Annotated in this window: 26 protein-coding genes; 16 read left to right on the top strand and 10 right to left on the bottom strand. The window is 70.7% G+C overall.

Going from position 1 to position 26,369, the window contains the following annotated elements:
* Positions 1 to 16 precede the first annotated feature (16 nt).
* The 5 genes from OHA91_RS28200 (at position 17) to pgi (ending at position 4,695) form a co-directional block, all read left to right on the top strand.
* A complete protein-coding gene (locus OHA91_RS28200; protein ID WP_031149122.1) occupies positions 17 to 1,228 on the top strand; it encodes a phosphoglycerate kinase in 1,212 nt (403 codons plus the stop codon).
* Positions 1,229 to 1,234: 6 nt separating this feature from the next.
* Positions 1,235 to 2,011 (top strand): triose-phosphate isomerase, encoded by a 777-nt coding sequence (gene tpiA / locus OHA91_RS28205; protein WP_031149120.1) that lies wholly within the window; start codon positions 1,235 to 1,237, stop codon positions 2,009 to 2,011.
* 130 nt (positions 2,012 to 2,141) lie between these two features.
* Entirely contained in the window at positions 2,142 to 2,372 is a 231-nt protein-coding gene (gene secG / locus OHA91_RS28210; RefSeq protein WP_030388924.1) for a preprotein translocase subunit SecG, read from the top strand.
* Positions 2,373 to 2,553: 181 nt separating this feature from the next.
* A complete protein-coding gene (locus tag OHA91_RS28215) occupies positions 2,554 to 2,889 on the top strand; it encodes an RNA polymerase-binding protein RbpA (RefSeq protein ID WP_010352468.1) in 336 nt (111 codons plus the stop codon).
* 150 nt (positions 2,890 to 3,039) lie between these two features.
* The gene (gene pgi / locus OHA91_RS28220; protein ID WP_031149118.1) at positions 3,040 to 4,695 is read left to right on the top strand and encodes a glucose-6-phosphate isomerase; all 1,656 of its coding nucleotides are present in this window, start codon (positions 3,040 to 3,042) and stop codon (positions 4,693 to 4,695) included.
* 58 nt (positions 4,696 to 4,753) lie between these two features.
* On the opposite strand, the gene pgl is transcribed toward pgi, so the two are convergent.
* The 5 genes from pgl to tkt form a co-directional block, all read right to left on the bottom strand.
* Entirely contained in the window at positions 4,754 to 5,536 is a 783-nt protein-coding gene (gene pgl, locus OHA91_RS28225) for a 6-phosphogluconolactonase (protein WP_031149116.1), read from the bottom strand.
* A gap of 150 nt (positions 5,537 to 5,686) precedes the next feature.
* Positions 5,687 to 6,715: a glucose-6-phosphate dehydrogenase assembly protein OpcA gene (opcA, locus tag OHA91_RS28230; protein WP_031149114.1), complete on the bottom strand. Its 1,029-nt coding sequence runs from the start codon at positions 6,713 to 6,715 to the stop codon at positions 5,687 to 5,689.
* A complete protein-coding gene (gene zwf, locus OHA91_RS28235) occupies positions 6,712 to 8,238 on the bottom strand; it encodes a glucose-6-phosphate dehydrogenase (protein ID WP_030766695.1) in 1,527 nt (508 codons plus the stop codon). Before zwf ends, opcA begins: the two co-directional genes overlap by 4 nt.
* 5 nt (positions 8,239 to 8,243) lie before the next feature.
* Entirely contained in the window at positions 8,244 to 9,362 is a 1,119-nt protein-coding gene (gene tal / locus OHA91_RS28240) for a transaldolase (protein ID WP_031149111.1), read from the bottom strand.
* A gap of 34 nt (positions 9,363 to 9,396) precedes the next feature.
* Positions 9,397 to 11,484 carry a transketolase gene (gene tkt / locus OHA91_RS28245; RefSeq protein ID WP_031149109.1) on the bottom strand — a complete coding sequence of 696 codons (2,088 nt, stop codon included), beginning with the start codon at positions 11,482 to 11,484 and terminating at the stop codon, positions 9,397 to 9,399.
* Between the two features lie 324 nt (positions 11,485 to 11,808).
* On the opposite strand from tkt, the gene OHA91_RS28250 reads away from it, so the two are divergent.
* The 3 genes from OHA91_RS28250 (at position 11,809) to OHA91_RS28260 (ending at position 14,359) form a co-directional block, all read left to right on the top strand.
* Positions 11,809 to 12,756 (top strand): heme o synthase, encoded by a 948-nt coding sequence (locus OHA91_RS28250; RefSeq protein WP_107064674.1) that lies wholly within the window; start codon positions 11,809 to 11,811, stop codon positions 12,754 to 12,756.
* A 24-nt stretch (positions 12,757 to 12,780) separates the two neighbouring features.
* Positions 12,781 to 13,140, top strand: a complete 360-nt coding sequence (locus OHA91_RS28255; RefSeq protein ID WP_234432396.1) for a hypothetical protein — start codon at positions 12,781 to 12,783, stop codon at positions 13,138 to 13,140.
* Positions 13,141 to 13,267: 127 nt separating this feature from the next.
* Positions 13,268 to 14,359 carry an amidohydrolase family protein gene (locus tag OHA91_RS28260; protein ID WP_031149105.1) on the top strand — a complete coding sequence of 364 codons (1,092 nt, stop codon included), beginning with the start codon at positions 13,268 to 13,270 and terminating at the stop codon, positions 14,357 to 14,359.
* A 31-nt stretch (positions 14,360 to 14,390) separates the two neighbouring features.
* On the opposite strand, the gene OHA91_RS28265 is transcribed toward OHA91_RS28260, so the two are convergent.
* The 4 genes from OHA91_RS28265 to OHA91_RS28280 all read right to left on the bottom strand — a co-directional run bounded on the left by OHA91_RS28265 (position 14,391) and on the right by OHA91_RS28280 (position 18,277).
* Positions 14,391 to 15,350, bottom strand: a complete 960-nt coding sequence (locus OHA91_RS28265) for a COX15/CtaA family protein (protein WP_051893044.1) — start codon at positions 15,348 to 15,350, stop codon at positions 14,391 to 14,393.
* Between the two features lie 34 nt (positions 15,351 to 15,384).
* Complete coding sequence (locus OHA91_RS28270; RefSeq protein ID WP_051893043.1) at positions 15,385 to 16,518, bottom strand: hypothetical protein; 1,134 nt, start codon at positions 16,516 to 16,518, stop codon at positions 15,385 to 15,387.
* Positions 16,519 to 16,586: 68 nt separating this feature from the next.
* Positions 16,587 to 17,354 (bottom strand): ABC transporter permease, encoded by a 768-nt coding sequence (locus OHA91_RS28275; RefSeq protein ID WP_031149099.1) that lies wholly within the window; start codon positions 17,352 to 17,354, stop codon positions 16,587 to 16,589.
* Positions 17,351 to 18,277 carry an ABC transporter ATP-binding protein gene (locus OHA91_RS28280; protein ID WP_328740247.1) on the bottom strand — a complete coding sequence of 309 codons (927 nt, stop codon included), beginning with the start codon at positions 18,275 to 18,277 and terminating at the stop codon, positions 17,351 to 17,353. The genes OHA91_RS28275 and OHA91_RS28280 overlap by 4 nt, the downstream gene beginning before the upstream one ends.
* 396 nt (positions 18,278 to 18,673) lie before the next feature.
* Between OHA91_RS28280 and OHA91_RS28285 the strand changes: the two genes are divergently transcribed.
* The 8 genes from OHA91_RS28285 to OHA91_RS28320 all read left to right on the top strand — a co-directional run bounded on the left by OHA91_RS28285 (position 18,674) and on the right by OHA91_RS28320 (position 25,269).
* A complete protein-coding gene (locus tag OHA91_RS28285) occupies positions 18,674 to 19,435 on the top strand; it encodes a helix-turn-helix transcriptional regulator (protein WP_031149095.1) in 762 nt (253 codons plus the stop codon).
* Positions 19,432 to 20,847, top strand: coding sequence for a Fe-S cluster assembly protein SufB (gene sufB, locus OHA91_RS28290; RefSeq protein WP_031149093.1), 1,416 nt, complete (start codon positions 19,432 to 19,434; stop codon positions 20,845 to 20,847). Before OHA91_RS28285 ends, sufB begins: the two co-directional genes overlap by 4 nt.
* A gap of 73 nt (positions 20,848 to 20,920) precedes the next feature.
* On the top strand, positions 20,921 to 22,099 hold the full coding sequence (sufD, locus tag OHA91_RS28295; protein ID WP_031149091.1) for a Fe-S cluster assembly protein SufD: 1,179 nt from the start codon (positions 20,921 to 20,923) through the stop codon (positions 22,097 to 22,099).
* Complete coding sequence (locus OHA91_RS28300) at positions 22,099 to 22,416, top strand: bifunctional 3-phenylpropionate/cinnamic acid dioxygenase ferredoxin subunit (protein WP_030027083.1); 318 nt, start codon at positions 22,099 to 22,101, stop codon at positions 22,414 to 22,416. Before sufD ends, OHA91_RS28300 begins: the two co-directional genes overlap by 1 nt.
* Positions 22,417 to 22,423: 7 nt before the next feature.
* Entirely contained in the window at positions 22,424 to 23,191 is a 768-nt protein-coding gene (gene sufC, locus OHA91_RS28305) for a Fe-S cluster assembly ATPase SufC (RefSeq protein WP_031149089.1), read from the top strand.
* Positions 23,188 to 24,444 (top strand): cysteine desulfurase, encoded by a 1,257-nt coding sequence (locus OHA91_RS28310; RefSeq protein WP_031149087.1) that lies wholly within the window; start codon positions 23,188 to 23,190, stop codon positions 24,442 to 24,444. The genes sufC and OHA91_RS28310 overlap by 4 nt, the downstream gene beginning before the upstream one ends.
* Positions 24,445 to 24,466: 22 nt before the next feature.
* Positions 24,467 to 24,928, top strand: a complete 462-nt coding sequence (gene sufU, locus OHA91_RS28315) for a Fe-S cluster assembly sulfur transfer protein SufU (RefSeq protein WP_030846233.1) — start codon at positions 24,467 to 24,469, stop codon at positions 24,926 to 24,928.
* Positions 24,925 to 25,269 (top strand): metal-sulfur cluster assembly factor, encoded by a 345-nt coding sequence (locus OHA91_RS28320; RefSeq protein WP_030027092.1) that lies wholly within the window; start codon positions 24,925 to 24,927, stop codon positions 25,267 to 25,269. The genes sufU and OHA91_RS28320 overlap by 4 nt, the downstream gene beginning before the upstream one ends.
* Before the next feature lie 238 nt (positions 25,270 to 25,507).
* Here OHA91_RS28320 and OHA91_RS28325 read toward each other — a convergent pair whose 3' ends face one another.
* On the bottom strand, positions 25,508 to 26,347 hold the full coding sequence (locus OHA91_RS28325) for a hypothetical protein (protein ID WP_031149085.1): 840 nt from the start codon (positions 26,345 to 26,347) through the stop codon (positions 25,508 to 25,510).
* Between the last annotated feature and the right edge of the window lie 22 nt (positions 26,348 to 26,369).

The raw sequence follows: 26,369 nt of genomic DNA on the forward strand, positions 1-26,369 counted from the left end.
AAGGAGTCAGAAACACATGAAGACGATCGACGAACTGCTCGCCGAAGGCGTCAAGGGCAAGCGGGTCTTCGTCCGCGCGGACCTCAACGTCCCGCTCGCCGAGGGCACCATCACCGACGACGGCCGCATCCGCGCCGTCCAGCCCACGATCGCGAAGCTGGCCGAGGCCGGCGCCCGCGTCATCGTGGCCTCGCACCTGGGCCGCCCCAAGGGCGCCCCGGAGCCGGCCTTCTCGCTCGCGCCGGCCGCCGCGCGCCTCGGTGAACTGCTCGGCACGGACGTCGCGTTCGCCACCGACACCGTGGGCTCCTCCGCCAAGGAGACCGTCGCCGCCCTCACCGACGGCAAGGTCGCCGTCATCGAGAACCTGCGTTTCAACGCCGGCGAGACCTCGAAGGACGACGCCGAGCGCGGCGCCTTCGCGGACCAGCTGGCGGAGCTCGCCGACGTCTACGTCGGCGACGGCTTCGGCGCCGTCCACCGCAAGCACGCCTCGGTCTTCGACCTGCCCGAGCGGCTCCCGCACGCGGCCGGCCAGCTCATCGCCACCGAGGTCGGCGTCCTGAAGAAGCTGACGGACGAGGTCAAGCGCCCCTACGTCGTCGTCCTCGGCGGCGCCAAGGTCTCCGACAAGCTCGCCGTCATCGACGAGCTGCTCGGCAAGGCCGACCGCCTCCTGATCGGCGGCGGCATGGCCTACACCTTCCTCTACGCCAAGGGTTACGAGGTCGGCATCTCCCTGCTCCAGAAGGACCAGGTCGAAAAGGTCAAGGAATACATGGCCCGGGCCGAGTCCACCGGCGTCGAGCTCGTCCTGCCGGTCGACATCCTGGCCTCGACGGACTTCCCCGACCTCAAGGGCAAGACCCCGGCCGAGTACACCACCGTCGACGCGGACAAGATCCCCGCCGACAAGGAGGGTCTGGACATCGGTCCGAAGACCCGCGAGCTGTACGCCTCGAAGATCGCCGACGCGGCGACCGTCTTCTGGAACGGTCCCCTGGGCGTCTTCGAGCACCCCGACTACGCCGGAGGCACCCGCGCGATCGCGCAGGCCCTCGTCGACAGCGACGCGTTCACCGTCGTCGGCGGCGGCGACAGCGCCGCCGCCGTCCGTACGCTGGGCTTCGACGAGAACGCTTTCGGCCACATTTCCACCGGTGGCGGCGCCTCCCTCGAGTACCTCGAGGGCAAGACGCTCCCCGGCCTCGCCGCCCTGGAGGGCTGAACCCGCATGACCACCCGCACCCCGCTCATGGCGGGCAACTGGAAGATGAACCTCAACCACCTCGAGGCCATCGCCCACGTCCAGAAGCTCGCCTTCGCGCTCGCCGACAAGGACTACGACGCCGTCGAGGTCGCGGTCCTGCCGCCCTTCGTCGACCTGCGCTCCGTCCAGACCCTGGTCGACGGCGACAAGCTGAAGATCAAGTACGGCGCCCAGGACATCTCGGCGCACGACTCCGGCGCCTACACCGGCGAGATCTCCGGCCCGATGCTGTCGAAGCTGAAGTGCGCGTACGTGGCCGTCGGCCACAGCGAGCGCCGCCAGTACCACGGCGAGAGCGACGAGATCTGCAACGCCAAGGTCAAGGCCGCCTTCAAGCACGGGATCACCCCGATCCTGTGCGTCGGCGAGGGCCTGGACATCCGCAAGGACGGCCGGCAGGTCCCGTACACGCTCGCCCAGCTCGACGGCGGACTGAAGGACGTCCCGGCCGAGCAGGTCGAGTCCATCGTGATCGCCTACGAGCCCGTCTGGGCCATCGGGACCGGCGAGGTCGCCACCCCCGAGGACGCCCAGGAGGTCTGCGGGGCCATCCGCGGCCGTCTCGCGGAGCTGTACTCGCAGGAGCTGGCCGACAAGGTCCGCATCCAGTACGGCGGCTCCGTGAAGTCCGGGAACATCGCGGCGATCATGGCCCAGCCCGACGTCGACGGCGCCCTGATCGGCGGCGCGGCGCTCGACGCGGACGAGTTCGTCAAGATCGTCCGCTTCCGCGACCAGTGAGTATGCGGTAGGGCCGATCCGTCGTACCCTTGCGGGGGCCAGAGGCTGGACCACCAGCCGCTGGCCCCCGCGCACATCTCGCAAAGCCGGAAAGCCTGAAAAAGCCAGAAAGTAGGAATCAGCCGTGATTATGGGGTTCTCGATCGCCCTGATCGTCTTCAGCGCCCTGCTGATGCTGCTCGTGCTGATGCACAAGGGCAAGGGCGGCGGCCTCTCCGACATGTTCGGCGGCGGTATGCAGTCGTCGGTCGGCGGTTCCTCCGTCGCGGAGCGGAACCTGGACCGCATCACCGTCGTGGTGGGTCTGCTCTGGTTCGCGTGCATCGTCGCGCTCGGCCTGCTGATGAAGTCGAGCAGCTGACCGTTCTCGCCATTCCGGCAGTCCGGTCGGCATCGCCCGACCTATGATGAGGCGGGCGTCCACAGCGCGGAATCAGTAACTCCGCTCACTGGACGTGCGTTGGGCCTTACGTAGACTTGGGCGCTCCGCGGCGGAATTTCCACTCACACTCCGCGGCACCATCACGCAGGGAGTTACGACCGTGGCAAGTGGCAACGCGATCCGTGGTAGCCGGGTCGGAGCGGGGCCGATGGGTGAGGCAGAGCGCGGCGAGTCCGCGCCCCGCCTGCGCATCTCCTTCTGGTGCTCGAACGGGCACGAGACGCAGCCGAGCTTCGCCAGCGACGCGCAGGTGCCGGACACCTGGGACTGCCCGCGCTGCGGGTTCCCGGCCGGCCAGGACCGGGACAACCCGCCCGCGCCGCCGCGCACCGAGCCGTACAAGACGCACCTGGCGTACGTGCGCGAACGGCGCTCGGACGCCGACGGCGAGGCGATCCTCGCCGAGGCGCTCGCCAAGCTCCGGGGCGAGATCTGATACCGCCCGAAGAATGTGACGCGAGGCCCGGCCCCGCAGGAATCTCTCCTGCGGGGCCGGGCCTCTTTGTGTGCGTTGCGCCGCTTCCGATCCCTTAGGTTGGTGATCGGCGGGGCACGACAGGACGGAAGAAGTGGGTTGATGTCCGAGATGAATGCAGGCAGCCGTACGAAGCTGAACCGGATGCCGGAGTGGCTGGCGCTCGGCAAGCACCGGGAGGAGTTCGGCCAGACGCATCTGCGGCAGCTGTTCGGGGAGAATCCCGGCCGTGGCTCCGGCTACACCCTGCGGGTCGGGGACCTGTACATCGACTACTCGAAGCACCTCGTCACCGACGAGACGCTGGAGCTGCTGCGCGAGCTGGCGGCGGCGACGGGCGTGGCCGAGCTGCGCGAGGCCATGTTCCGCGGCGAGAAGATCAACACGACCGAGGACCGGGCGGTCCTGCACACCGCGCTGCGCGCGCCCGCGGACACCGTCGTCGAGGTGGACGGCGAGGACGTCGTCCCCGGCGTGCACGAGGTCCTGGAGAAGATGGCGGCCTTCTCCGAGCAGATCAGGTCGGGGGCCTGGACCGGCTTCACCGGCAAGCGCATCAGGAACGTCGTCAACATCGGCATCGGCGGCTCCGACCTGGGCCCCGCGATGGCCTACGAGGCCCTGCGGGCCTTCGCCGACCGCGGCCTGACCGTGCGCTTCGTGTCCAACGTCGACGGCGCGGACCTGCACGAGGCCGTGCGCGACCTGGACCCCGCCGAGACGCTGTTCATCATCGCCTCCAAGACCTTCACCACCATCGAGACCATCACCAACGCCACCTCGGCGCGCGGCTGGCTGCTCGCGGGACTGGGCGGCGACCAGGCCGCCGTGGCACGGCACTTCGTGGCGCTGTCGACCAACGCGGAGAAGGTCACCGAGTTCGGCATCGACCCGGCCAACATGTTCGGGTTCTGGGACTGGGTCGGCGGGCGCTACTCCTTCGACTCCGCCATCGGGCTCTCCCTGATGATCGCGATCGGTCCGGGCGCCTTCCGGGACCTGCTGGCCGGCTTCCGCCTGATGGACCAGCACTTCCGCACGGCGCCCGCCGAGGAGAACGCCCCGCTCCTGATGGGCCTGTTGGGGATCTGGTACGGAGCCTTCTTCGACGCCCAGTCGCACGCGGTGCTCCCGTACAGCCACTACCTCTCGCGCTTCACCGCGTACTTGCAGCAGCTGGACATGGAGTCCAACGGCAAGTCCGTGGACCGCGACGGCAATCCGGTGGAGTGGCAGACCGGCCCGGTGGTCTGGGGCACGCCCGGCACCAACGGCCAGCACGCCTACTACCAGCTGATCCACCAGGGCACGAAGGTGATCCCCGCGGACTTCATCGGCTTCGCCAAGCCGGTGGCCGAGCTGGAGGCGGCCCCCGCGGCCCAGCACGACCTGCTGATGGCCAACTTCTTCGCGCAGACCCAGGCCCTGGCCTTCGGCAAGACGGCCGACGAGGTCCGCGCGGAAGGGGCGCCGGAGTCGCTGGTCCCGCACAAGACCTTCCACGGCAACCACCCGACGACCACCATCCTGGCCACGGAGCTCACCCCCGGGGTGCTGGGCCAGCTGATCGCGCTGTACGAGCACAAGGTGTTCGTCCAGGGCGCGGTGTGGAACATCGACTCCTTCGACCAGTGGGGCGTCGAGCTCGGCAAGGTCCTCGCCAAGCGCGTCGAGCCGGCACTGACCGAGGGCGCGGACGTGCCCGGTCTGGACGCCTCCACGCAGGAGCTGGTCGCCACCTACCGGAAGCTGCGCGGACGCGGCTGACGCATGCGCGAAGGGCCCGCTCTCCCCGGGGAGAGCGGGCCCTTCGCGTCGGCTCCCGTCAGGAGGAGGCCGGAGGGTACATGCCGGACGGCAGCTTGGCCGCCGCCGCCCGGTCCAGGAGCCACAGGGTGCGCGAGCGCCCGTACGCCTCCGCGGCCGGCGCCTGCACGCCGCCGGCGCCGCCGAGGGCGATGGAGACCGCTCCGGCCTTGTCCTCGCCGGCCGCCAGCAGCCAGACCTCGCGGGCCGCCCGGATGGCCGGGAGGGTCAGCGAGATCCGGGTGGGCGGGGGCTTGGGCGCGCCGTGCACGCCGACCACCGTGCGGTCGGTCTCCCGGGCCGCGGGGTGCTCGGGGAAGAGCGAGGCCACGTGCGTGTCCGGGCCGACGCCCAGCATCAGCACGTCGAAGCGGGGGACCGGACCGTGGTCCTCCGGACCGGCCGCCCGTGCCAGCTCGGCCGCGTACGCGGCGGCCGCCGCGTCCACGTCGGCGCCGTACGGGCCGTCCGAGGCCGGCATGGCGTGCACGCGGGCGGGGTCGACCGGAACGGAGTCCAGGAGGGCCTCACGGGCCTGGGTGTGGTTGCGCTCGGGGTCGTCGGCGGGCACGTACCGCTCGTCGCCCCACCACAGGTCGAGCCGGTGCCAGTCGATCGCGTCGCGGGCCGGGGCGGTGGCCAGCGCGGCGAGGAGGCCGTTGCCGTTGCGTCCTCCGGTGAGGACCACGGACGCGGTGCCCCGGGCCGCCTGGGCGTCCACGATCTTCGTGATGAGCCGGGCCGCGGTGGCCTGGGCCATGAGTTCCTTGTCCCGGTGGACGACGACCTGAGGAGTCGTCATACCCATGTGGTGCCGCCTTCTTGGTAGTTCCGGGGGTGCGCATGCCGCTGCGCGGAGCTTGTCCCCGCCCCGCCCCTTCGCCGTTCCCGGGGCGGAGCCCCGGTTCGGGAAGGGGCGGGGCGGGGGGAGGGCTCCGCGCAGCGGCTCCGCCTACTTGGCCGTGGGCTTCTTCGCCGGCTTGGCCGCCGGCTTCGCGGCCGGGGCCGCCTCGGCCTTGGCGGGGGCCTCGGCCTCGGCCTCGGGCTTCGGCGAAGCCGCCGCCAGTTGGGACACGCCGTACTTCAGCGAAGCCTCGTACGTGTTGTCCGGGTCCAGCCGGCGCAGCTCCTCCGCCAGGAGCTCGGCCGTGTCGCGGCGCTTGAGCGCCACGTTCCGGTCGGGCTGCCCCGGCATGCACAGCGTGGCCAGCCCGCCGTCCGCGCGGTTCAGGACGATGTCGCCGTCCTTGGTCGCCAGGCGTACGGCCGTCAGGCCCGGACCCGCCGACAGCGTGCGGCGGACGGGGACCTGCAGCCGGTCCGCCAGCCACATGGCCAGCAGCTCGCAGCTCGGGTTGTCGGCCTCGCCCTCGACGGTCGCCGAGACGACCGACAGGGCCTGCTGGTCCAGCGCCGCGGCCAGCATGGAACGCCACGGGGTGATCCGGGTCCACGACAGGTCCGTGTCCCCGGGCGCGTACGCACCCGCCCGGGAGCCGAGCGTGCCGACCGGGTTCTCGCAGGAGTACGTGTCCGTGATGCGGCGCTGCCCGAGCGCACCCAGCGGATCGCCCGCCAGGTCCGTGGGAGCACCGTCCGGCCACCAGACGACCACAGGCGCATCCGGAAGGAGCAGCGGGAGAACCACCGACTGGGCGTGGTCGACCAGTTCGCCGTGAAGGCGCAGCACGACCGTCTCACCGCTGCCCGCGTCCGCCCCGACGCGGACTTCCGCGTCGAGCCGGGCGTCACGGCGGCTGCGCGGCGAGCGGCTGGCCCGCTTGATGACGACGACGATCCGCGAGGGGTGTTCGTGGGACGCGTCGTTCGCCGACTTGAGCGCGTCGTACGCGTTCTCCTCGTCGGTCACGATCACCAGCGTGAGGACCATGCCGACGGCCGGCGTGCCGATGTCCCGGCGTGCCTGCACCATCGCGGCATTGATCTTGCTGGAGTTGGTCTCCGTGAGGTCGATCTTCATGGCCGGCGCCAGCTCCGTCCGTCTCGTGCGAGCATCTCGTCCGCCTCGACCGGCCCCCAGGTGCCCGCCGGATACTGCGCGGGCTTGCCGTGCTTGTCCCAGTACTCCTCGATCGGGTCGAGGATGTTCCAGGACAGCTCGACCTCCTGGTGACGGGGGAAGAGGTTCGCGTCGCCGAGGAGCACGTCGAGGATGAGCCGCTCGTACGCCTCGGGGCTCGACTCCGTGAAGGACTCGCCGTAGGCGAAGTCCATCGTGACGTCCCGGACCTCCATGGAGGTGCCCGGAACCTTGGACCCGAAGCGGACCGTCACGCCCTCGTCCGGCTGGACCCGGATGACCAGGGCGTTCTGCCCCAGCTCCTCGGTCGCGCCCGACTCGAACGGCAGGTACGGGGCCCGCTTGAAGACCACCGCGATCTCGGTCACCCGGCGGCCCAGGCGCTTGCCCGTCCGCAGGTAGAAGGGGACGCCCGCCCAGCGGCGGTTGTTGATCTCCAGGCGGATGGCCGCGTAGGTGTCGGTCTTCGACTTGGGGTCGATGCCGTCCTCTTCGAGGTACCCGACGACCTTCTCGCCACCCTGCCAGGCCGCCGCGTACTGGCCGCGCACGGTGTGCTTGCCCAGGTCCTCCGGCAGCTGCACCGCCGTCAGGACCTTGAGCTTCTCCGCCACCAGCGCCTTGGGGTGGAAGGAGCCGGGCTCCTCCATCGCGGTCAGCGCGAGCAGCTGGAGCAGGTGGTTCTGGATGACGTCGCGGGCCGCGCCGATGCCGTCGTAGTAGCCCGCCCGGCCGCCGATGCCGATGTCCTCGGCCATGGTGATCTGCACGTGGTCGACGTACGACCGGTTCCAGATCGGCTCGAACATCGTGTTGGCGAAGCGGAGCGCCAGGATGTTCTGGACGGTCTCCTTGCCGAGGTAGTGGTCGATCCGGAAGACCTCGTCACGCGGGAAGACCTCGTGGACGACCTTGTTGAGCTCCTCGGCGCTCTTCAGGTCGTGGCCGAAGGGCTTCTCGATGACGGCACGCCGCCAGGAGCCCTCCTTCTGCGCCAGACCGTGGTCCTTGAGCTGCTGGACCACCTTGGGGAAGAACTTCGGCGGGACGGACAGGTAGAAGGCGAAGTTGCCCCCCGTGCCCTGCGCCTTGTCGAGCTCGTCGATCGTCGCCTTCAGCGTCTCGAAGGCGGCGTCGTCGTCGAAGTCGCCCTGGACGAAGCGGCAGCCCTGCACCAGCTGCTGCCAGACCTCCTCACGGAAGGGGGTGCGCGAGTGCTCCTTGACCGCCTCGTACACCTCCTGGGCGAAGTCCTCGTGCTCCCACTCCCTGCGGGCGAACCCGATGAGGGAGAAGCCCGGCGGGAGCAGGCCGCGGTTGGCCAGGTCGTAGACGGCAGGCATCAGCTTCTTGCGCGACAGGTCACCCGTAACGCCGAAAATGACCAGGCCGGACGGCCCCGCGATGCGCGGGAGCCGCCGGTCCTGTGCGTCACGAAGCGGGTTCGCTCCGTTTACAGACAAAGTGGTCAGGCCTCCGTGGGGGCGAGGCGCTGCAGCTCCGCCTCGGTCGACTTCAGCAGGTCGTTCCAGGACGCCTCGAACTTCTCGACGCCCTCGTCCTCGAGCAGCTGCACCACATCGTCGTACGAGATGCCCAGCTTCGCGACCGCATCCAGCTCCGCGCGGGCCTGCTCGTAGGTGCCGCGCACGGTGTCACCCGTGATCTGCCCGTGGTCCGCGGCGGCCTCCAGCGTGGCCTCCGGCATGGTGTTCACCGTGTTCGGGGCGACCAGGTCGTCCACGTACAGGGTGTCCTTGTACGACGGGTCCTTGACGCCCGTCGAGGCCCACAGCGCACGCTGCTTGTTGGCTCCGGCGCGCTCCAGGGCGGTCCAGCGGTCCGAGGAGAAGACCTCCTCGTAGGCCTCGTAGGCCAGACGGGCGTTGGCGAGCGCCGCCTTGCCCTTCAGGGCCTTCGCCTCGTCGGTGCCGACGGCGTCCAGGCGCTTGTCGATCTCGGTGTCCACGCGGGACACGAAGAAGGAGGCGACCGAGTGGATCAGGGAGAGGTCCAGGCCGGCGGCCTTGGCCTTCTCCAGACCCGCCAGGTACGCGTCCATGACCTCGCGGTAGCGCTCCAGCGAGAAGATCAGCGTGACGTTGACGCTGATGCCCTTGCCGATGACCTCGGTGATCGCCGGCAGGCCGGCCTTCGTCGCCGGGATCTTGATGAGCGTGTTCGGCCGGTCCACCAGCCAGGCGAGCTGCTTGGCCTCGGCGACCGTCGCCGCCGTGTTGTGGGCCAGACGGGGGTCGACCTCGATCGAGACGCGGCCGTCCTGGCCGTCGGTGCGGTCGTAGACGGGGCGCAGGATGTCGGCGGCGTCCCTGACGTCCGCCGTCGTGATCATGCGCAGCGCCTCCTCGACGGTGACCTTGCGGGTCGCGAGGTCGGTGAGCTGCTGCTCGTAGCCCTCGCCGCCGCTGATCGCCTTCTGGAAGATCGCCGGGTTGGTGGTGACACCGACCACGTGCGACTGGTCGATGAGCTCGGCCAGGTTGCCGGACGTGATGCGCTTGCGGGACAGGTCGTCCAGCCAGATCGCCACGCCTTCGTCGGAGAGGCGCTTGAGTGCGTCTGTCATGGGAATTGCATCTCCTACTGGTGTAGTACGGGCGTCAGCGCGCGGCGGCGGCGAGGGAGTCGCGGGCGGCGGCGGCGACGGCCTCCGGCGTGAATCCGAACTCGCGGAACAGCACCTTCGCGTCGGCCGAGGCACCGAAGTGCTCCAGCGACACGATCCGGCCCGCGTCACCGACGTAGCGGTGCCAGGTCAGGCCGATGCCCGCCTCGACCGCGACCCGGGCCTTGACGGAGGGCGGCAGGACGCTGTCCTTGTAATCCTGGTCCTGCTCCTCGAACCACTCGACGGACGGCATCGAGACCACGCGGGTCGGGATGCCGGCGGCCTGGAGCTGCTCGCGCGCCTCGACGGCCACGTGCACCTCGGAACCGGTGCCGATGAGGACGACCTGGGCGTCGCCGCCGTCGGCCTCGAACAGCACGTAGCCGCCCTTGACGGTGTTCTCGTTGGGCTCGTACGTCGGCACGCCCTGGCGGGTGAGGGCCAGACCGTGCGGGGTGCCCTTGCCGAACACCTTGGTGTGGCGCTTGAGGATCTCGCGCCAGGCGATCGCGGTCTCGTTCGCGTCGGCCGGGCGGACGATGGTCAGGCCCGGGATGGCGCGCAGCGAGGCGAGGTGCTCGACCGGCTGGTGGGTCGGACCGTCCTCGCCGAGGCCGATGGAGTCGTGCGTCCACACGAAGGTCACCGGCAGGTGCATCAGGGCGGACAGGCGCACGGCGTTGCGCATGTAGTCGGAGAACACCAGGAAGGTGCCGCCGTAGATACGGGTGTGGCCGTGCAGGGCGATGCCGTTCATGGCCGCGGCCATGGCGTGCTCGCGGATGCCGAAGTGGATGGTGCGGCCGTACGGGTCGGCCTCCGGCAGCGGGTTGCCCACCGGCAGGAACGAGGAGTCCTTGTCGATGGTGGTGTTGTTGGAGCCGGCCAGGTCGGCCGAGCCGCCCCACAGCTCCGGGATGACCGCGCCGAGCGCCTGCAGGACCTTGCCGGAGGCGGCGCGGGTGGCGACGCCCTTGCCGGCCTCGAAGACGGGGAGCTCGTCCTCCCAGCCGGCGGGCAGCTCGTTGGCGTTGATGCGGTCGAACTCGGCGGCGCGCTCGGGGTTGGCGGTGCGCCAGGCGGAGAAGTCCTTCTCCCACGCGGCCTTGGCCTCGCGGCCCCGGTCCAGCGCCTTGCGGGTGTGGGCGATGACCTCGTCGGCGACCTCGAAGGTCTGCTCCGGGTCGAAGCCGAGCACGCGCTTGGTGGCCGCGACCTCGTCGTCGCCGAGCGCCGAGCCGTGGGCGGCCTCGGTGTTCTGGGCGTGCGGGGCGGGCCAGGCGATGATCGAGCGGGCCGCGATGAAGGACGGGCGGTCCGTGACGGCCTTGGCGGCCTGCAGCGCGGCGAACAGCGCCCTCGGGTCGAGGTCGCCGTTCTCCTGCTGCTCGACGCGCTGGACGTGCCAGCCGTACGCCTCGTAGCGCTTCATGGTGTCCTCGGAGACGGCCGTCTCCGTGTCACCTTCGATGGAGATGTGGTTGTCGTCCCACAGCAGGACGAGGTTGCCCAGCTTCTGGTGGCCGGCGAGGGCGGACGCCTCGTGGGAGATGCCCTCCTGCAGGCAGCCGTCGCCCGCGATCGCGTAGACCATGTGGTCGAACGGGGAGGTGCCCGGGGCGGCCTGCGGGTCGAAGAGACCGCGCTCGTAGCGGGCGGCCATGGCCATGCCCACCGCGTTGGCGACACCCTGGCCGAGGGGGCCGGTGGTGGTCTCGACACCGGTCGTGTGGCCGTACTCCGGGTGGCCGGGGGTCTTGGAACCCCAGGTGCGGAACGACTTCAGGTCGTCCAGTTCGAGCCCGAACCCGCCCAGGTACAGCTGGGTGTAGAGGGTCAGGGACGAGTGCCCCGCGGAGAGCACGAAACGGTCGCGGCCCACCCACTCGGGGTCCGCCGGGTCGTGCCGCATCACCTTCTGGAAGAGGGTGTACGCGGCGGGGGCCAGGCTCATCGCCGTACCGGGGTGGCCGTTTCCGACCTTCTGGACCGCGTCGGCGGCCAGGACGCGGGCGGTGTCGACGGCCCGCTGGTCAAGTTCGGTCCACTCGAGCTCTGTGGTGGTCGGCTTGGTGCTCACCGTGGGTCAGGGCTCCTCTCCACATGTTTGTATCCCGGTGACGAACGGTGCACCGGCGATTCCGAGCCTACCCCTGCAACGGCGTGCAGCTATTCGAGTGCAGGCGGTCCGTCATCGCGGCGCCGACCCGCGTTCACCCGGCCACGGGGCGGGGCGGGCCCCGTCCCCCGTATGTATGCACGGTCCGATCGGCCCAACACGAGGCGACCCCGGCGCGGGGCGACGTAAGCGCAACGTCTACAGTGGCGTGGTACGCGCAAGCCTTAACCGGGCCTTCATGTTGTGAACGGCCCGAGTCGGAGCTTGCTGGATTCTCTCTCAGGGGTGTGCGTGACGGCCGTCGAATCCCGTCCAGCGGGGGTGCTCGGGACGAGCCCCGGTCACCGGCCGTTCGGGACCCGCGTCATGGCTTTCGTGGCATTGACCAAGCCGCGGATCATCGAACTTCTGCTGATCACCACAGTGCCGGTCATGTTCCTCGCGGAGCAGGGCGTGCCGTCGCTGTGGCTGGTCCTGGTGACCTGCGTCGGCGGTTACCTGTCCGCAGGCGGCGCCAACGCGCTGAACATGTACATCGACCGCGACATCGACGCGCTGATGGACCGCACCTCCCAGCGTCCGCTGGTGACCGGCATGGTCAGCCCGCGGGAGTGCCTGGTCTTCGGCATCACGCTCGGCGTGGTCTCCACCCTGTTCTTCGGCCTGCTCGTCAACTGGCTGTCGGCCGCGCTCTCGCTCGGCGCGCTCCTCTTCTACGTGGTCGTCTACACGATGCTGCTGAAGCGGCGCACGACCCAGAACATCGTCTGGGGCGGCATCGCGGGCTGCATGCCGGTGCTCATCGGCTGGTCCGCGGTCCGCAACGAGGTCTCCTGGGCCGCCGTCATCCTCTTCCTCGTCATCTTCTTCTGGACGCCGCCGCACTACTGGCCGCTGTCGATGAAGGTGGCCGACGACTACGCGCGGGTCGGCGTGCCGATGCTCCCGGTCGTGGCCGGCAACAAGGTCGTGGCGCGCCAGATCGTCCTCTACAGCTGGGTCATGGTCGGCGTCTCGCTGCTGCTGACCCCGCTGGGGTACACCGGCTGGTTCTACACCTCGGTCGCGCTGCTGGCCGGCGGCTGGTGGCTGTGGGAGGCGCACGCGCTGCACGCGCGGGCCAAGTCGGGCGTGACGGGCGCGAAGCTCAAGGAGATGCGCCTGTTCCACTGGTCGATCACCTATGTGTCGCTGCTGTTCGTGGCAGTGGCCGTGGATCCCTTCCTCCGTTGATTACTCGCCGGTAGCATGGCTTCCATGGGAGACACCGCAGACACCGCGGCCGCCGCAGGCGCCGCGGACAAGAAGCAGGACCGTACGGCCGCGAAGCTGGCCAAGCAGATCGGCGCCTTCGCCAAGCAGCACGGCGGCGCCGAGGGCCAGCTCGCCCACATCGGCCAGGCCGGCACCCGCATCGTGCTCGTGGGCACGGACGGCGGCTGGGGCGACCTGGTGGCCCCGACCTTCGCGGTGGCGCAGCTGGCCGCGGAGAAGGCCGGGCTGACCCTCCACGAGGAGTTCGACGGGGAGTTCGCCGCGCGGGTGCGGACCGGCCCGTACGAGTGGTCGCGGATGGCCGGCATCCAGCTCGGCGGGTCCGAGAACCCGGCGGCCTGACCGCCCCCGGACCCCCTCCGGGGGCCGGTGCGCGGGCTCGGTCAACAGCCCGAGCAACACCTCACACCCCGCTCACCCGTTAGGACGTGTGGAAGCGCCTTCCCCACGTCCGCAACGGGATGCCCGGATGATCGAAACGCCGCCTCTGGTGGACCAGTACTGCCACGGAGTCCTCCGTGCGGAGCTGGGACTGGGCACCTTCGAGGCCCAGCTGATCCACTCGGCCGGCCCGCCCGCCGCGGGCACCACCTTCTTCGACACCCAGACCGGTTTCGCGGTCCGCCGCTGGTGCCCGCCGCTGCTGGGGCTGGAGCCGCACGCCGCCCCCGCCCGCTATCTGGCCCGGCGCCGCGAGCTGGGCCCGGCCGAGTCCGCGAGGCGGCTGCTGCGGGGGTCCGAAGTCGCCGCCTATCTGGTCGACACCGGTCTGACGGGGGACCTCACCGCCCCCAAGGAACTTGCGCTCGCCGCCGACGCCGAGGCCTTCGAGACGGTCCGGCTGGAGCTACTGGCCGAGCAGGCCGCCGACACCTCCGGGACGGTGGCCGCCTTCCTCGCCAATCTCGCCGAGGCCGTCCACCACGCGGCCGCCGGCGCTGCGGCCTTCGCCTGCGCGACGGTCCCGGGCCGCGAGGACGGCACGGTCTTCGATCCCGATCCGCCCGGCCCGGGCGAGGTGCGCGGGGCGGCCGGACGCTGGCTGGCCGGGCGGCCGCGCGGGGGAGCCGTACGGGACCCGGTGCTCCTGCGGCACCTGCTCTGGAGCGCGGTGGCCTCCGGGCTGCCGCTCCAGCTGCACACGGGTACGGGGGATCCCGCGGCGCTGACCGGATTCGTGCGGGCCACGGAGGGGCTCGGCACACGGCTGGTGCTGCTCGGCGGGTATCCGTACCACCGGCACACGGCGCGGCTCGCGGAGGCCTTCCCGCACGTCTACGCCGACGCCGGCGCGGGCCTCGGGCGGACCGGGGCGCGGGCGGCGGCGGTCCTGGCCGAGCTGCTGGAGCTCGCGCCGTTCGGGAAGCTGCTGTTCTCCAGCGGGGGAGGGCGGCTGCCCGAACTGCACGCGGTGGGCGCCCTGGTGTTCCGGGAGGCGCTGGCCCGGGTGCTGGGCGGCTGGGTCGCCGAGGGGTCCTGGTCCTGGCGGGACGCGGACCGGGTGGCGGCCATGGTCGCGGCGGGCAACGCCCGCCGCGTCTACCGGCTGGACCGGCCGTGAGGGCCGGTCCCGGGCGGCCGGCCCGGCCGGCTCAGACGGAGGAGAGCTGGGCGTCGCCCGGCGCGGGGATCCCCGCCTCCTCGGACGGCCGCTCGCGCAGGCTCAGCGCGAGCCGGAGCACGGCGATCCACACCAGGCAGGAGCCGAGCATGTGCGCGGCGACCAGGACCTCGGGCACGTCGGTGAAGAACTGCACGTAGCCGATGCCGCCCTGGGCGAGCAGTACGAGCAGCAGGTCGCGGGCGCGGGCCCGGGTGTCGACGGGGGCGTCGACCACCCGCAGCACCAGCCACATCGCGACGGCCAGCGCGCAGACCACCCAGGCGGCGATCGCGTGCACGTGCGCGGTGGCCTCCCAGTCGAACGGCATCCGCTTGATCTCGCTGCTGTCACCGGCGTGCGGGCCGGATCCGGTGACCACCGTCCCCGCGGCGATCAGGACGAGCGTGGTGGAGATCAGCGCCCACGACAGCTTGCGCACCGGGCCGGGGACGCGCGGGCGGGGGGCGGTGTCGCCCTCGCCGGCGCGCTGCCAGGTGATGGTCGTCACGGCGATCAGCGCGGTGGCGAGCAGGAAGTGCCCGGCCACGCTGTAGGGGTTGAGACCCGTCATGACGGTGATGCCGCCGAGCACGGCGTTGCACATGACGATCGCGAACTGGACCCAGCCGAGCTTCGTGAGCGAGTGGCGCCAGGGCTCGGCCGACCGGGCCGCGACGATCACCCAGCCGACGGCGGCGCTGAGCACGTACGTCAGCATCCGGTTGCCGAACTCGATGGCGCCGTGGAGCCCCTGCTCCTGCGTCACGATCAGGCTGTCGTCGGTGCACTTGGGCCAGGTGTCGCAGCCGAGACCGGACCCGGTCAGCCGCACCGCGCCGCCGGTGACGACGATGGCCACGCTCATGACGAGCGCGGCGAGCGCGGCCCGCCGGACGATCCGGGGTGACGGAGTCCAGCGGCTGGCGATGTATGCGAGGGGGTTCAACACGCCCCATATCGTAGGCGACCCCTTGTGCAAACTTTCACGAGGGGGTGGGGGGTGGTGCGTCGGGCCCGGCGAGCAGCCGGAACACGGCCCCGGCGGGGTCGCCCTCCTCGTGCCACCAGAGCAGGACGCGCCAGTGCGCGGCGTCGCCCGGACAGTCCGGCGAGCTCGTGAAGCCGCGCACTAATTCGGCCGCTACGTCCTCTGCCGTCCGGTTCCTCACTTCTGTGGCGCTGTGCCAGGGATGGGCGAGCGCGTTCCACAGTCCGTCGGGGTCGCGCACGTCGAAGCGCCACACCGCGAGCCACGGGGTGACCTCCAGCATCGTGCGCACCTGTTCGGCGCCGAGGTGCAGCCGGGCCGCGATCTCGGTCTCCTCCACCGACCGGATGCGGGCGGCCACCACGGCCCGGGGCAGCAGGCGTTCGGGCAGCAGCCCCCGCGTGCGCAGGCCGACCAGTTCGTCGAAGGCCAGGTAGCGCAGGCGCAGTTCCAGCTGGCGGCCGATGTGGTCGAGGGCCTCCTCGGCGGCCTCGGCCTCCTCCGCGGCGGGAACGGCCAGCAGCAGCTGCCGGAAGTCGGACTCCGCGTCCACGGCCCAGGCCACCGCGTCCTCGGTGAAACCCAGCTCGGCGAGGCGGTCCCCGAGGAACACCTTGGCCTGGGCGAGGCCCCGCCGGTTGACGGGATCCCGCTGGTCCAGTCCCGCCCACACCTCCACCGCGGTACGGGTCAGATCCCGGGCGCGCTCACCGGCGGCCCGCTCCATGGCGCTGGGGCCCCCGCCCGCGGCCATGCCCAGCGGGTGCCTGGGCAGCCGGTCCGCGTCGCTCAGCGGCCAGGCCAGCCACACCCCGTGGTTGATCAGCCCGCGGGCGTACCAGCGGGCGTACTCCGGGGTGTGCCGGGCGGCGCGCTCGGAGCTGCGCAGGCCCTCCTCGATGGTGGCCAGGGCGCTCGCGCGGTCCCCCGCGGCGAACCGCAGGGCGGCGCGGTCGGCGAGGCGCAGCCCGAGCAGGGCGGTGCACTCGGGGTCGTCGTCAAGCGTGCGCAGGGCGCCGATCAGCTCGTCGAGGAGCCGTTCGTGCTCCGCCGGCTCCGCCTGCGCGGCCCCCGCCCGCACCCGCGCCCATCGGTCGTCCAGCCGAAGTACGGCCTCCCGCTGCACCATGTCCGCCCCCCGGCTTCATGTGTGGAGGCGCCCATCCTCGCGGCTTCGCCGTCGCGAGGGAAAGGGTTTCATTCCCAGCGGAAGAGCCGCGCGGCGGCGCCCAGACCGAGCACGGCCCAGGCCGCGAGGAGGGCGGCGTCGCCCCACGGCAGCGCCGCTCCCTGCTGGAGCACCTCGCGCAGACCGTCGGACAGGGCCGAGATGGGCAGCAGCCCCAGGACGGACTGGACGCCGCCGGGGAACTTCTCCATCGGCACGATCACCCCGCCGCCGACCAGCAGCAGCAGGAAGACCAGGTTGGCGGCGGCCAGGGTGGCCTCGGCCTTGAGCGTGCCCGCCATCAGCAGCCCGAGCCCCGAGAAGGCGGCGGTGCCCAGCAGGACCAGCGCGGCGACCGACAGCGGGTTCCCCTGCGGGGACCAGCCCAGCGCGAGGGCGATCGCCGTCAGAAGGGCGATCTGCAGCACCTCGGTGACCAGCACGGAGAGGGTCTTGGCGGCCATCAGCGCCCAGCGCGGCAGCGGGGAGGCCCCGAGCCGCTTGAGGACCCCGTAGCGGCGGTCGAAGCCGGTGGCGATGGCCTGGCCGGTGAAGGCGGTGGACATCACGGCGAGGGCGAGGATGCCGGGGGCGAGGAAGTCCACCGGCTTCCCGGCGCCCGTGTCGACGATGTCGACGGCGGAGAACAGCACCAGGAGCAGCGCCGGGATGATCACGGTCAGCAGCAGCTGCTCGCCGTTGCGCAGCAGCATCCGGGTCTCCAGCGCCGTCTGCGCGAGGATCATGCGGGACACGGGCGCGGCCCCCGGGCGGGGGGTGAACGTACCGGCGCTCATGCGCGCAGCTCCTTACCGGTCAGTTCGAGGAAGACGTCTTCGAGGGTGTGCCGCTCCACCGAGAGGCTGTCCGGCATCACGCCGTTCTGCGCGCACCAGGAGGCGACGGTGGCCAGCAGCTGCGGGTCGACCTCGCCGGTCAACCGGTAGACGCCGGCGACGACCTCGGCCGCCTGGGTGCCGTCGGGCAGCGCCTTCAGCAGCGAGGCGAGGTCGAGGGAGGGGCGGCCGGTGAAGCGCAGGGTGTTCTCGGCGCCGCCCCGGCACAGCTGCTCGGGGCTGCCGTGGGCGATGACCCGGCCCGCGTCCACGATGGCCACCTCGTCCGCGAGCTGCTCGGCCTCGTCCATGTGGTGCGTGGTGAGGACGACGGTGACCCCGTCCGCGCGCAGTTCCCGTACAAGGTCCCAGGTGGCGCGGCGGGCCTGCGGGTCCAGGCCGGCGGTGGGCTCGTCGAGGAAGACCATCTCGGGGCGGCCCACGACGGCCATGGCCAGGGCGAGGCGCTGCTGCTGGCCGCCGGAGAGCCGGCGGTAGGGGGTGCGGCCGCAGCTGCCCAGTCCGAGGCGTTCCACCAGGACCTCGGGGTCGAGCGGGTCGGCGTACAGCTTGGCCATGTGGCGCAGCATCTCGACGGCGCGGGCCCCGGAGTAGACGCCTCCGGACTGGAGCATCACACCGATCCGCGGGCGCAGCGCCTCGGCCTGGGCGACCGGGTCGAGGCCGAGGACGCGGACGGTGCCGGCGTCGGGGCGGTGGTAGCCCTCGCAGGTCTCGACCGTGGTCGTCTTGCCCGCGCCGTTGGGACCGAGGACCGCGGTGACGGAGGCCCTGCGGACGGTGAGGTCCAGTCCGTCCACCGCCGTCTTGGCGCCGTACCGCTTCACCAGTCCGCGGATCTCCACGGCGGGGTCGTTGCTCATGGTGGGTGAGTCTACGGAGCCGCGGGAAGGGCCTCGGGTGCCGGGTGGCCGGGAGCCGGGCCCCCGAAATGGGGAGCGGCAGGGGTCCGGGCACCTGGGATTCGAACGCCAGGTAGCGAAAATGGCTTTTTTCAGTCCGGTGGGCCCGTACGGCCCATCCGGTTTCGGTGATCTTTTCGAGAAGTCGATGTTCGCGGCGCCTGGAACCACCGCGGGTGCATCAGCGCTGGTGGGAGCCGTCCGGCGGGCTCTGAAATGCATTCGGGGGGTTAGCGGAGCGGCCCCCTCCGAATAACTCTCCGTAGACAAATAAGGTAACCCTTAGTGATGGAGGCCACCAGGCGTGGCGTCCGTCACGGCTTGTCCGGGCTCGGTTAATTACGCAACAATGGCGTTGTGAAATACGGCGAACGGCAGAACGAGGCCCCCCAGGGGGAGCTCACCACCGGGGAGCGGTCAACCCGCGACCGGGTGGCGCGCTCCATCCTGGACCACGGTCCGTCCACCGTCGCCGACCTCGCCCAGCGCCTCGGCCTCACCCAGGCCGCCGTCCGCCGCCACCTCGACACGCTCGTCGCCGACGACGTGGTCGAAGCCCGTGAGCAGCGCGTGTACGGAGCGCGGACCCGAGGTCGGCCCGCCAAGGTCTTCGCGCTCACCGACTGCGGTCGCGACGCCTTCGACCAGTCCTACGACACGCTCGCCGCGGACGCCCTGCGCTGGATCGCGCAGTCCGTCGGCGGCGGCGAGCAGGGCGAGGCGGCCGTCGCCGCCTTCGCCAGGGCGCGGATGGAGTCGCAGGCGCAGACCTACCGGGAGGCCGTCGAGGCGGCCGCCCCCGAGGGCCGCGCGGAGGCCCTTGCCAAGGCGTTGACGCAGGACGGGTACGCTGCTACGGCGAAGAGCGCTCCCGGTCCGCACAGCGGTGAACAGCTCTGCCAGCACCACTGCCCGGTCGCCCACGTGGCCGAGCAGTTCCCGCAGCTCTGCGAGGCGGAGACCGAGGTCTTCTCCCGTCTGCTCGGGACGCACGTGCAGCGCCTCGCCACGATCGCCCACGGCGACGGAGTGTGCACGACGTTCATTCCGCGAAGCGCGGGCACCACACAGACCGACACATCAGTATCTGCAAGTACGGCCGGGAGGAACCCCGCATGACCACGGAGACTGCTCACCCTGAGCTCGATGGCCTGGGCACCTATGAATACGGCTGGGCCGACTCCGACGCGGCCGGTGCCGCTGCCAAGCGGGGTCTGTCCGAGGACGTCGTCCGCGACATCTCGGCGAAGAAGTCCGAGCCGGAGTGGATGCTGAACCTCCGCCTCAAGGGCCTCAAGCTCTTCGATCGCAAGCCCATGCCGATGTGGGGCTCCGACCTCTCGGGCATCGACTTCAACAACATCAAGTACTTCGTGCGCTCCACCGAGAAGCAGGCCGCTTCCTGGGAGGAACTGCCCGAGGACATCAAGAACACGTACGACAAGCTCGGCATCCCGGAGGCGGAGAAGCAGCGCCTCGTCGCCGGTGTCGCGGCCCAGTACGAGTCCGAGGTCGTCTACCACCAGATCCGTGAGGACCTGGAGGAGCAGGGCGTGATCTTCCTCGACACGGACACCGCGCTCAAGGAGCACCCGGAGCTCTTCCAGGAGTACTTCGGCACGGTCATCCCGGTCGGCGACAACAAGTTCGCGTCGCTGAACACCGCGGTGTGGTCCGGCGGCTCCTTCATCTACGTCCCCAAGGGTGTCCACGTGGACATCCCGCTCCAGGCCTACTTCCGCATCAACACGGAGAACATGGGCCAGTTCGAGCGGACGCTGATCATCGTCGACGAGGACGCCTACGTCCACTACGTCGAGGGCTGCACCGCCCCGATCTACTCCTCGGACTCGCTGCACAGCGCCGTCGTCGAGATCATCGTCAAGAAGGGCGGCCGCTGCCGCTACACGACGATCCAGAACTGGTCGAACAACGTCTACAACCTGGTCACCAAGCGCGCCGTGGCGTACGAGGGCGCGACCATGGAGTGGATCGACGGCAACATCGGTTCCAAGGTCACCATGAAGTACCCGGCCGTCTACCTGATGGGCGAGCACGCCAAGGGCGAGACCCTGTCCATCGCCTTCGCGGGCGAGGGCCAGCACCAGGACGCCGGATCCAAGATGGTCCACATGGCGCCGAACACCTCCTCGAACATCGTCTCCAAGTCGGTGGCCCGTGGCGGTGGCCGCACCTCCTACCGCGGTCTGGTCGAGATCGGCGAGGGCGCCTCCGGCTCCAAGTCCAACGTCCTGTGCGACGCGCTGCTCGTGGACACGATCTCCCGCTCGGACACGTACCCGTACGTGGACGTCCGCGAGGACGACGTGACGATGGGCCACGAGGCCACCGTCTCCAAGGTCTCCGACGACCAGCTCTTCTACCTGATGCAGCGCGGCCTCACCGAGTTCGAGGCCATGGCCATGATCGTGCGCGGCTTCGTCGAGCCGATCGCGAAGGAGCTGCCCATGGAGTACGCGCTGGAGCTCAACCGGCTGATCGAGCTGCAGATGGAGGGTTCGGTCGGCTAGTCCGACCGCCCCGCCCGCAGCAATCCACAGACGCAGACCTGCTTCTTTTAAGAGAGCGAGCAAGACGACAGCCATGGCTGAGGCTCAGAACATTCCGGCGGGCTCCACCACCGCCGGCGCGATCGCGGTGGCCGCCGAGTCCACCGTCGCCACCCGGATGAGCGCGCCCCCGTCCTTCGACGTGGCCGACTTCCCGGTCCCGCACGGCCGCGAGGAGGAGTGGCGCTTCACGCCGCTCGCCCGCCTCAAGGGCCTGCACGACGGCACCGCTGTCGCGGACGGCACCATGAAGGCCCAGATCGACGCGCCCGAGGGCGTGACCGTCGAGTCCGTGGAGCGCGGCGACGAGCGGATCGGCAAGGCCGGCACCCCCGTCGACCGGGTCGCCGCACAGGCGTTCTCCTCCTTCGCCAAGGCCACGGTCATCACCGTGCCCAAGGAGACCGTGCTCGCCGAGCCCATCCGGGTCGCCCTGCACGGCGAGGGCGGCACGACCTTCGGTCACACCGTCTTCGACGTGAAGCCCTTCGCCGAGGCGATCATCGTGATCGACCACACCGGTGACGGCGTGCGCGCCGCCAACGTCGACATCCTCGTCGGCGACGGCGCCAAGGTGACCTTCGTGTCCGTCCAGGACTGGGACGACACCGCGGTCCACACCTCGCAGCACAACGCCCTCGTCGGCCGCGACGCCGGCTTCAAGTCCGTCGTCGTCACCTTCGGCGGCGACCTCGTCCGCCTGCACCCGCGCGTCACCTACGCGGGCCCCGGCGGCGAGGCCGAGATGCTCGGCGTGTACTTCACCGACGCCGGCCAGCACCAGGAGCACCGCCTCCTGGTCACGCACGACGCCCCGCACTGCAAGTCGAACGTGGTCTACAAGGGCGCGCTGCAGGGCCAGGACGCCCACGCCGTCTGGATCGGCGACGTGCTCATCGAGAAGAGCGCCGAGGGCACCGACACGTACGAGATGAACCGCAACCTCGTCCTCACGGACGGCGCGCGGGTCGACTCCGTGCCGAACCTGGAGATCGAGACCGGCGAGATCGTCGGCGCCGGCCACGCCTCCGCGACCGGCCGCTTCGACGACGAGCAGCTCTTCTACCTGCAGGCCCGCGGCATCCCGGCCGACGAGGCCCGCCGCCTGGTCGTCCGCGGCTTCTTCGCCGAGCTCGTCCAGCAGATCGGTGTCGACGACATCGAGGAGCGCCTGATCACCAAGATCGAGGCCGAGCTCCAGGGTTCCGTCTGATGAATTACGTCAAGGCCTGTGCGCTGAGCGAGCTGGAGGAGAACACCCCCAAGCGGGTGGAACTCGACGGCACGCCGGTGTCCATCGTCTCCACCGACGGGGAGGTGTTCGCGATCAACGACATCTGCTCGCACGCGAACGTCTCGCTCTCGGAGGGCGAGGTCGAGGACTGCATGATCGAGTGCTGGCTGCACGGGTCGGCCTTCGACCTGCGCACCGGCAAGCCCTCCGGTCTGCCCGCGACGCGCCCCGTTCCCGTATACCCCGTAAAGATCGAAGGGGACGACGTGCTCGTCTCCCTCACCCAGGAGTCCTGAGGTATCCATGGCAACGCTTGAAATCCACGACCTGCACGTCTCCGTCGAGGCCGAGAACGGCGCCCGCGAGATCCTCAAGGGCGTCGACCTCACCGTCAAGCAGGGTGAGACGCACGCCATCATGGGTCCGAACGGCTCCGGCAAGTCCACCCTGGCGTACTCGCTGGCCGGTCACCCGAAGTACACGATCACCCGTGGCACCGTGACCCTCGACGGCGAGGACGTCCTCGAGATGTCCGTCGACGAGCGCGCCCGCGCCGGCGTCTTCCTCGCGATGCAGTACCCGGTCGAGGTCCCCGGTGTCTCGGTCTCCAACTTCCTGCGCACCTCCGCCACCGCCATCCGCGGCGAGGCCCCCAAGCTGCGCACCTGGGTGAAGGAGGTCAAGTCCGCGATGGAGCAGCTCCAGATGGACCCGGCCTTCGCCGAGCGCAACGTCAACGAGGGCTTCTCCGGCGGTGAGAAGAAGCGCCACGAGATCCTGCAGCTGGAGCTCCTGAAGCCGAAGATCGCGATCCTCGACGAGACCGACTCCGGTCTCGACGTCGACGCCCTGCGCCAGGTCTCCGAGGGCGTCAACCGCGTCCGCGCGACCGGCGAGGTCGGCACGCTGCTGATCACGCACTACACGCGGATCCTCCGCTACATCAAGCCCGACTTCGTCCACGTCTTCTCCGAGGGCCGCATCGCCGAGTCCGGTGGCGCCGAACTCGCCGACAAGCTGGAGGCCGAAGGCTACGAGTCGTACAGCACGAAGGGTGGCGCGACCGCGTGACACAGTTGCCTGGCCTCCTCGACATCGAGGCGATCCGAAAGGACTTCCCCCTTCTGGATCGTGTGGTCCACGACGGGAAGAAGATCGTTTACCTGGACAACGCGGCGACCTCGCAGAAGCCGCGCCAGGTGCTCGACGCGCTGAACGAGTACTACGAGCAGCACAACGCCAACGTCCACCGTGGCGTGCACGTGCTCGCCGAGGAGGCCACGGCGCTGTACGAGGGCGCCCGCGACAAGGTCGCCGCCTTCATCAACGCGCCGAGCCGCGACGAGGTGATCTTCACCAAGAACGCCTCGGAGTCGCTCAACCTCGTCGCGAACATGCTCGGCTGGGCGGACGAGCCCTATCGGGTCGACCGCGAGACCGAGATCGCCATCACGGAGATGGAGCACCACTCCAACATCGTGCCGTGGCAGCTGCTCGCGCAGCGCACCGGCGCGAAGCTGAAGTGGTTCGGCCTCACCGACGACGGCCGGCTCGACCTGTCCAACATCGAAGAGGTCATCACGGAGAAGACGAAGATCGTCTCCTTCACGCTGGTCTCCAACATCATGGGCACGGTCAACCCGGTCGAGGCGATCGTCCGGCGCGCCCAGGACGTCGGCGCGCTGGTGCTGATCGACGCCTCCCAGGCCGCCCCGCACATGCCGCTGGACGTGCAGGCGCTCGGCGCCGACTTCGTGGCCTTCACCGGCCACAAGATGTGCGGCCCGACCGGCATCGGCGTCCTGTGGGGCCGCCAGGAGCTCCTGGAGGACCTGCCGCCGTTCCTCGGCGGCGGCGAGATGATCGAGACCGTGTCGATGCACGCCTCGACCTACGCCCCGGCGCCGCACAAGTTCGAGGCCGGTACGCCCCCGATCGCCCAGGCCGTCGGCCTCGGCGCGGCCGTGGACTACCTGACCGCGATCGGCATGGACAAGATCGCCGCGCACGAGCACGCGATCACCGAGTACGCGATCAAGCGCCTCGCCGAGGTGCCCGACCTGCGGATCATCGGCCCCACCACGGCCGAGGACCGCGGAGCCGCGATCTCCTTCGTGCTCGGCGACATCCACCCGCATGACGTCGGCCAGGTCCTGGACGAGCAGGGCATCGCGGTCCGCGTGGGACACCACTGCGCGCGCCCCGTCTGCCTGCGCTACGGAATTCCCGCGACGACGCGAGCGTCTTTCTACCTGTACTCCTCTCCGGCCGACGTCGACGCGCTGATCGACGGGCTGGAGCACGTACGGAACTTCTTCGGCTGACGGACGAGGCGACGAGGACGCAGTGAAGCTGGATTCGATGTACCAGGAACTGATCCTGGACCACTACAAGCACCCGCACGGGCGTGGCCTGCGCGACGGCGATGCCGAGGTGCACCACGTCAACCCGACGTGCGGCGACGAGATCACGCTGCGCGTGAAGTACGACGGTGAGAAGCTGACGGACGTCAGCTACGAGGGCCAGGGCTGCTCCATCAGCCAGGCCAGCGCCTCCGTACTGAACGAGCTGCTCGTGGGCAAGGAACTGGCCGAGGCGCAGAAGATCCAGGCTGTCTTCCTGGAGATGATGCAGTCCAAGGGCAAGATCGAGCCCGACGAGGCCATGGAGGAGGTGCTGGAGGACGCGGTCGCGTTCGTCGGCGTCTCCAAGTACCCGGCCCGTGTGAAGTGCGCCCTGCTGAGCTGGATGGCGTGGAAGGACGCGACTGCCCAGGCCCTGGGCGACGCGGAGAGGAAGACGGCATGACCGAGAACGCGACGCCCGAGGCGTCGACCAAGCCGGCCACCGAGGAGGAGGTCCGCGAGGCCCTCTACGACGTGGTCGACCCCGAGCTGGGCATCGACGTCGTCAACCTGGGCCTGATCTACGGCATCCACATCGACGACGCGAACATCGCCACCCTCGACATGACCCTGACCTCGGCGGCCTGCCCGCTGACGGACGTCATCGAGGACCAGGCGAAGTCGGCGACGGACGGCATCGTCAACGAACTCCGGATCAACTGGGTCTGGATGCCGCCGTGGGGCCCGGACAAGATCACGGACGACGGCCGTGAGCAGCTCCGCGCGCTCGGCTTCAACGTCTGATCACCCCCGCTCGCGCAGGAGGGCCCCCGGCACGGTCGTGCCGGGGGCCCTTCCTGCTTCCCGGGTCCCTGCCGGGATCTCTTTCCGGTTCCTTTTCCGGATCGACGCCTTGATCCGCAAGAACGCGGGCGGGCAGTACCTGATCCCGGCCGGCTCCTGGGCCGCCGACGACAACTCCGACCCGTATGCGCTCTACCAGTGGGACGGCCGACCGCCGACCCGGGCGGCTGGGAGGCGATCAGGGGCTCGTGATCAGCGGCTCCGCCGTGAGCGACCCGGCCAGGTGCTCGCGGCGGAGCCGCCGGTCGGCGTAGAGCAGCCCGACGGCCAGCTGCGGGAAGGTCAGCAGCAGCGCCGGCGCGAGCAGCAGCCCGGGGGCGCCGAACCACTGCCGGAGGACGTACGAGGCCCCCAGCGCGAGCGCGCCCGCCGGAGCCGTGACGCCGAGGGTCCGCCACCACGCACCGCGCACCAGGCGGGCCGACCGGCGCAGGGCCGCCACCGGGCCGAGCGCCTCGTACCCGGCGGCCGTGGGCGCCAGGGCGAAGAGCACGGCGAGCCAGAGGGCGACCGGGGCCAGGGGCAGCAGCGCGAGCGGCGGCAGCCCGGCGGCGAAGGCGGCGGCCCCCGGTCCGGCGGCCGCCAGCAGGGCCAGCAGCCGCGCGCCGAGCACCGCAGGGGTCCGGGGCAGGGCGGCGCGCAGCAGTTCGCGCGCGGCCACCGGGCGGCCGAGCACGGCCGGCCGGAGCAGGGCCGCGGCCAGGGCGCCGGCCAGCGCCCAGCTGAACAGCAGGAACAGGGCGGTGGCCGGGACGAGGGCGTAGACGAAGGCCCGGCTGCCGGCGGTACGGGTGAGGGAGGCGAGGGTTGCCGCCCCGCCGACCGCGGTGACCAGCAGCAGCCCGCCGAGCTGACCGAGGAGCAGGGCCCCGAGCAGCCGGCCGCCGTACCGGCGCAGCGCGGTGAGGGCGCCGCCGAGGATCTCCCGGGGAGCCAGCGGCCGCAGGGGAATCACGCCCGGCCGGGGAGCGCGCGCGGGAAGCCAGCCGCCGCCCTGGTGGGTCCAATGCTGCGCCATGCGCCGCCCGCCCCTTCGTCGC

This window comes from Streptomyces erythrochromogenes (assembly GCF_036170895.1).
Classification (GTDB): Bacteria; Actinomycetota; Actinomycetes; order Streptomycetales; family Streptomycetaceae; genus Streptomyces; species Streptomyces erythrochromogenes.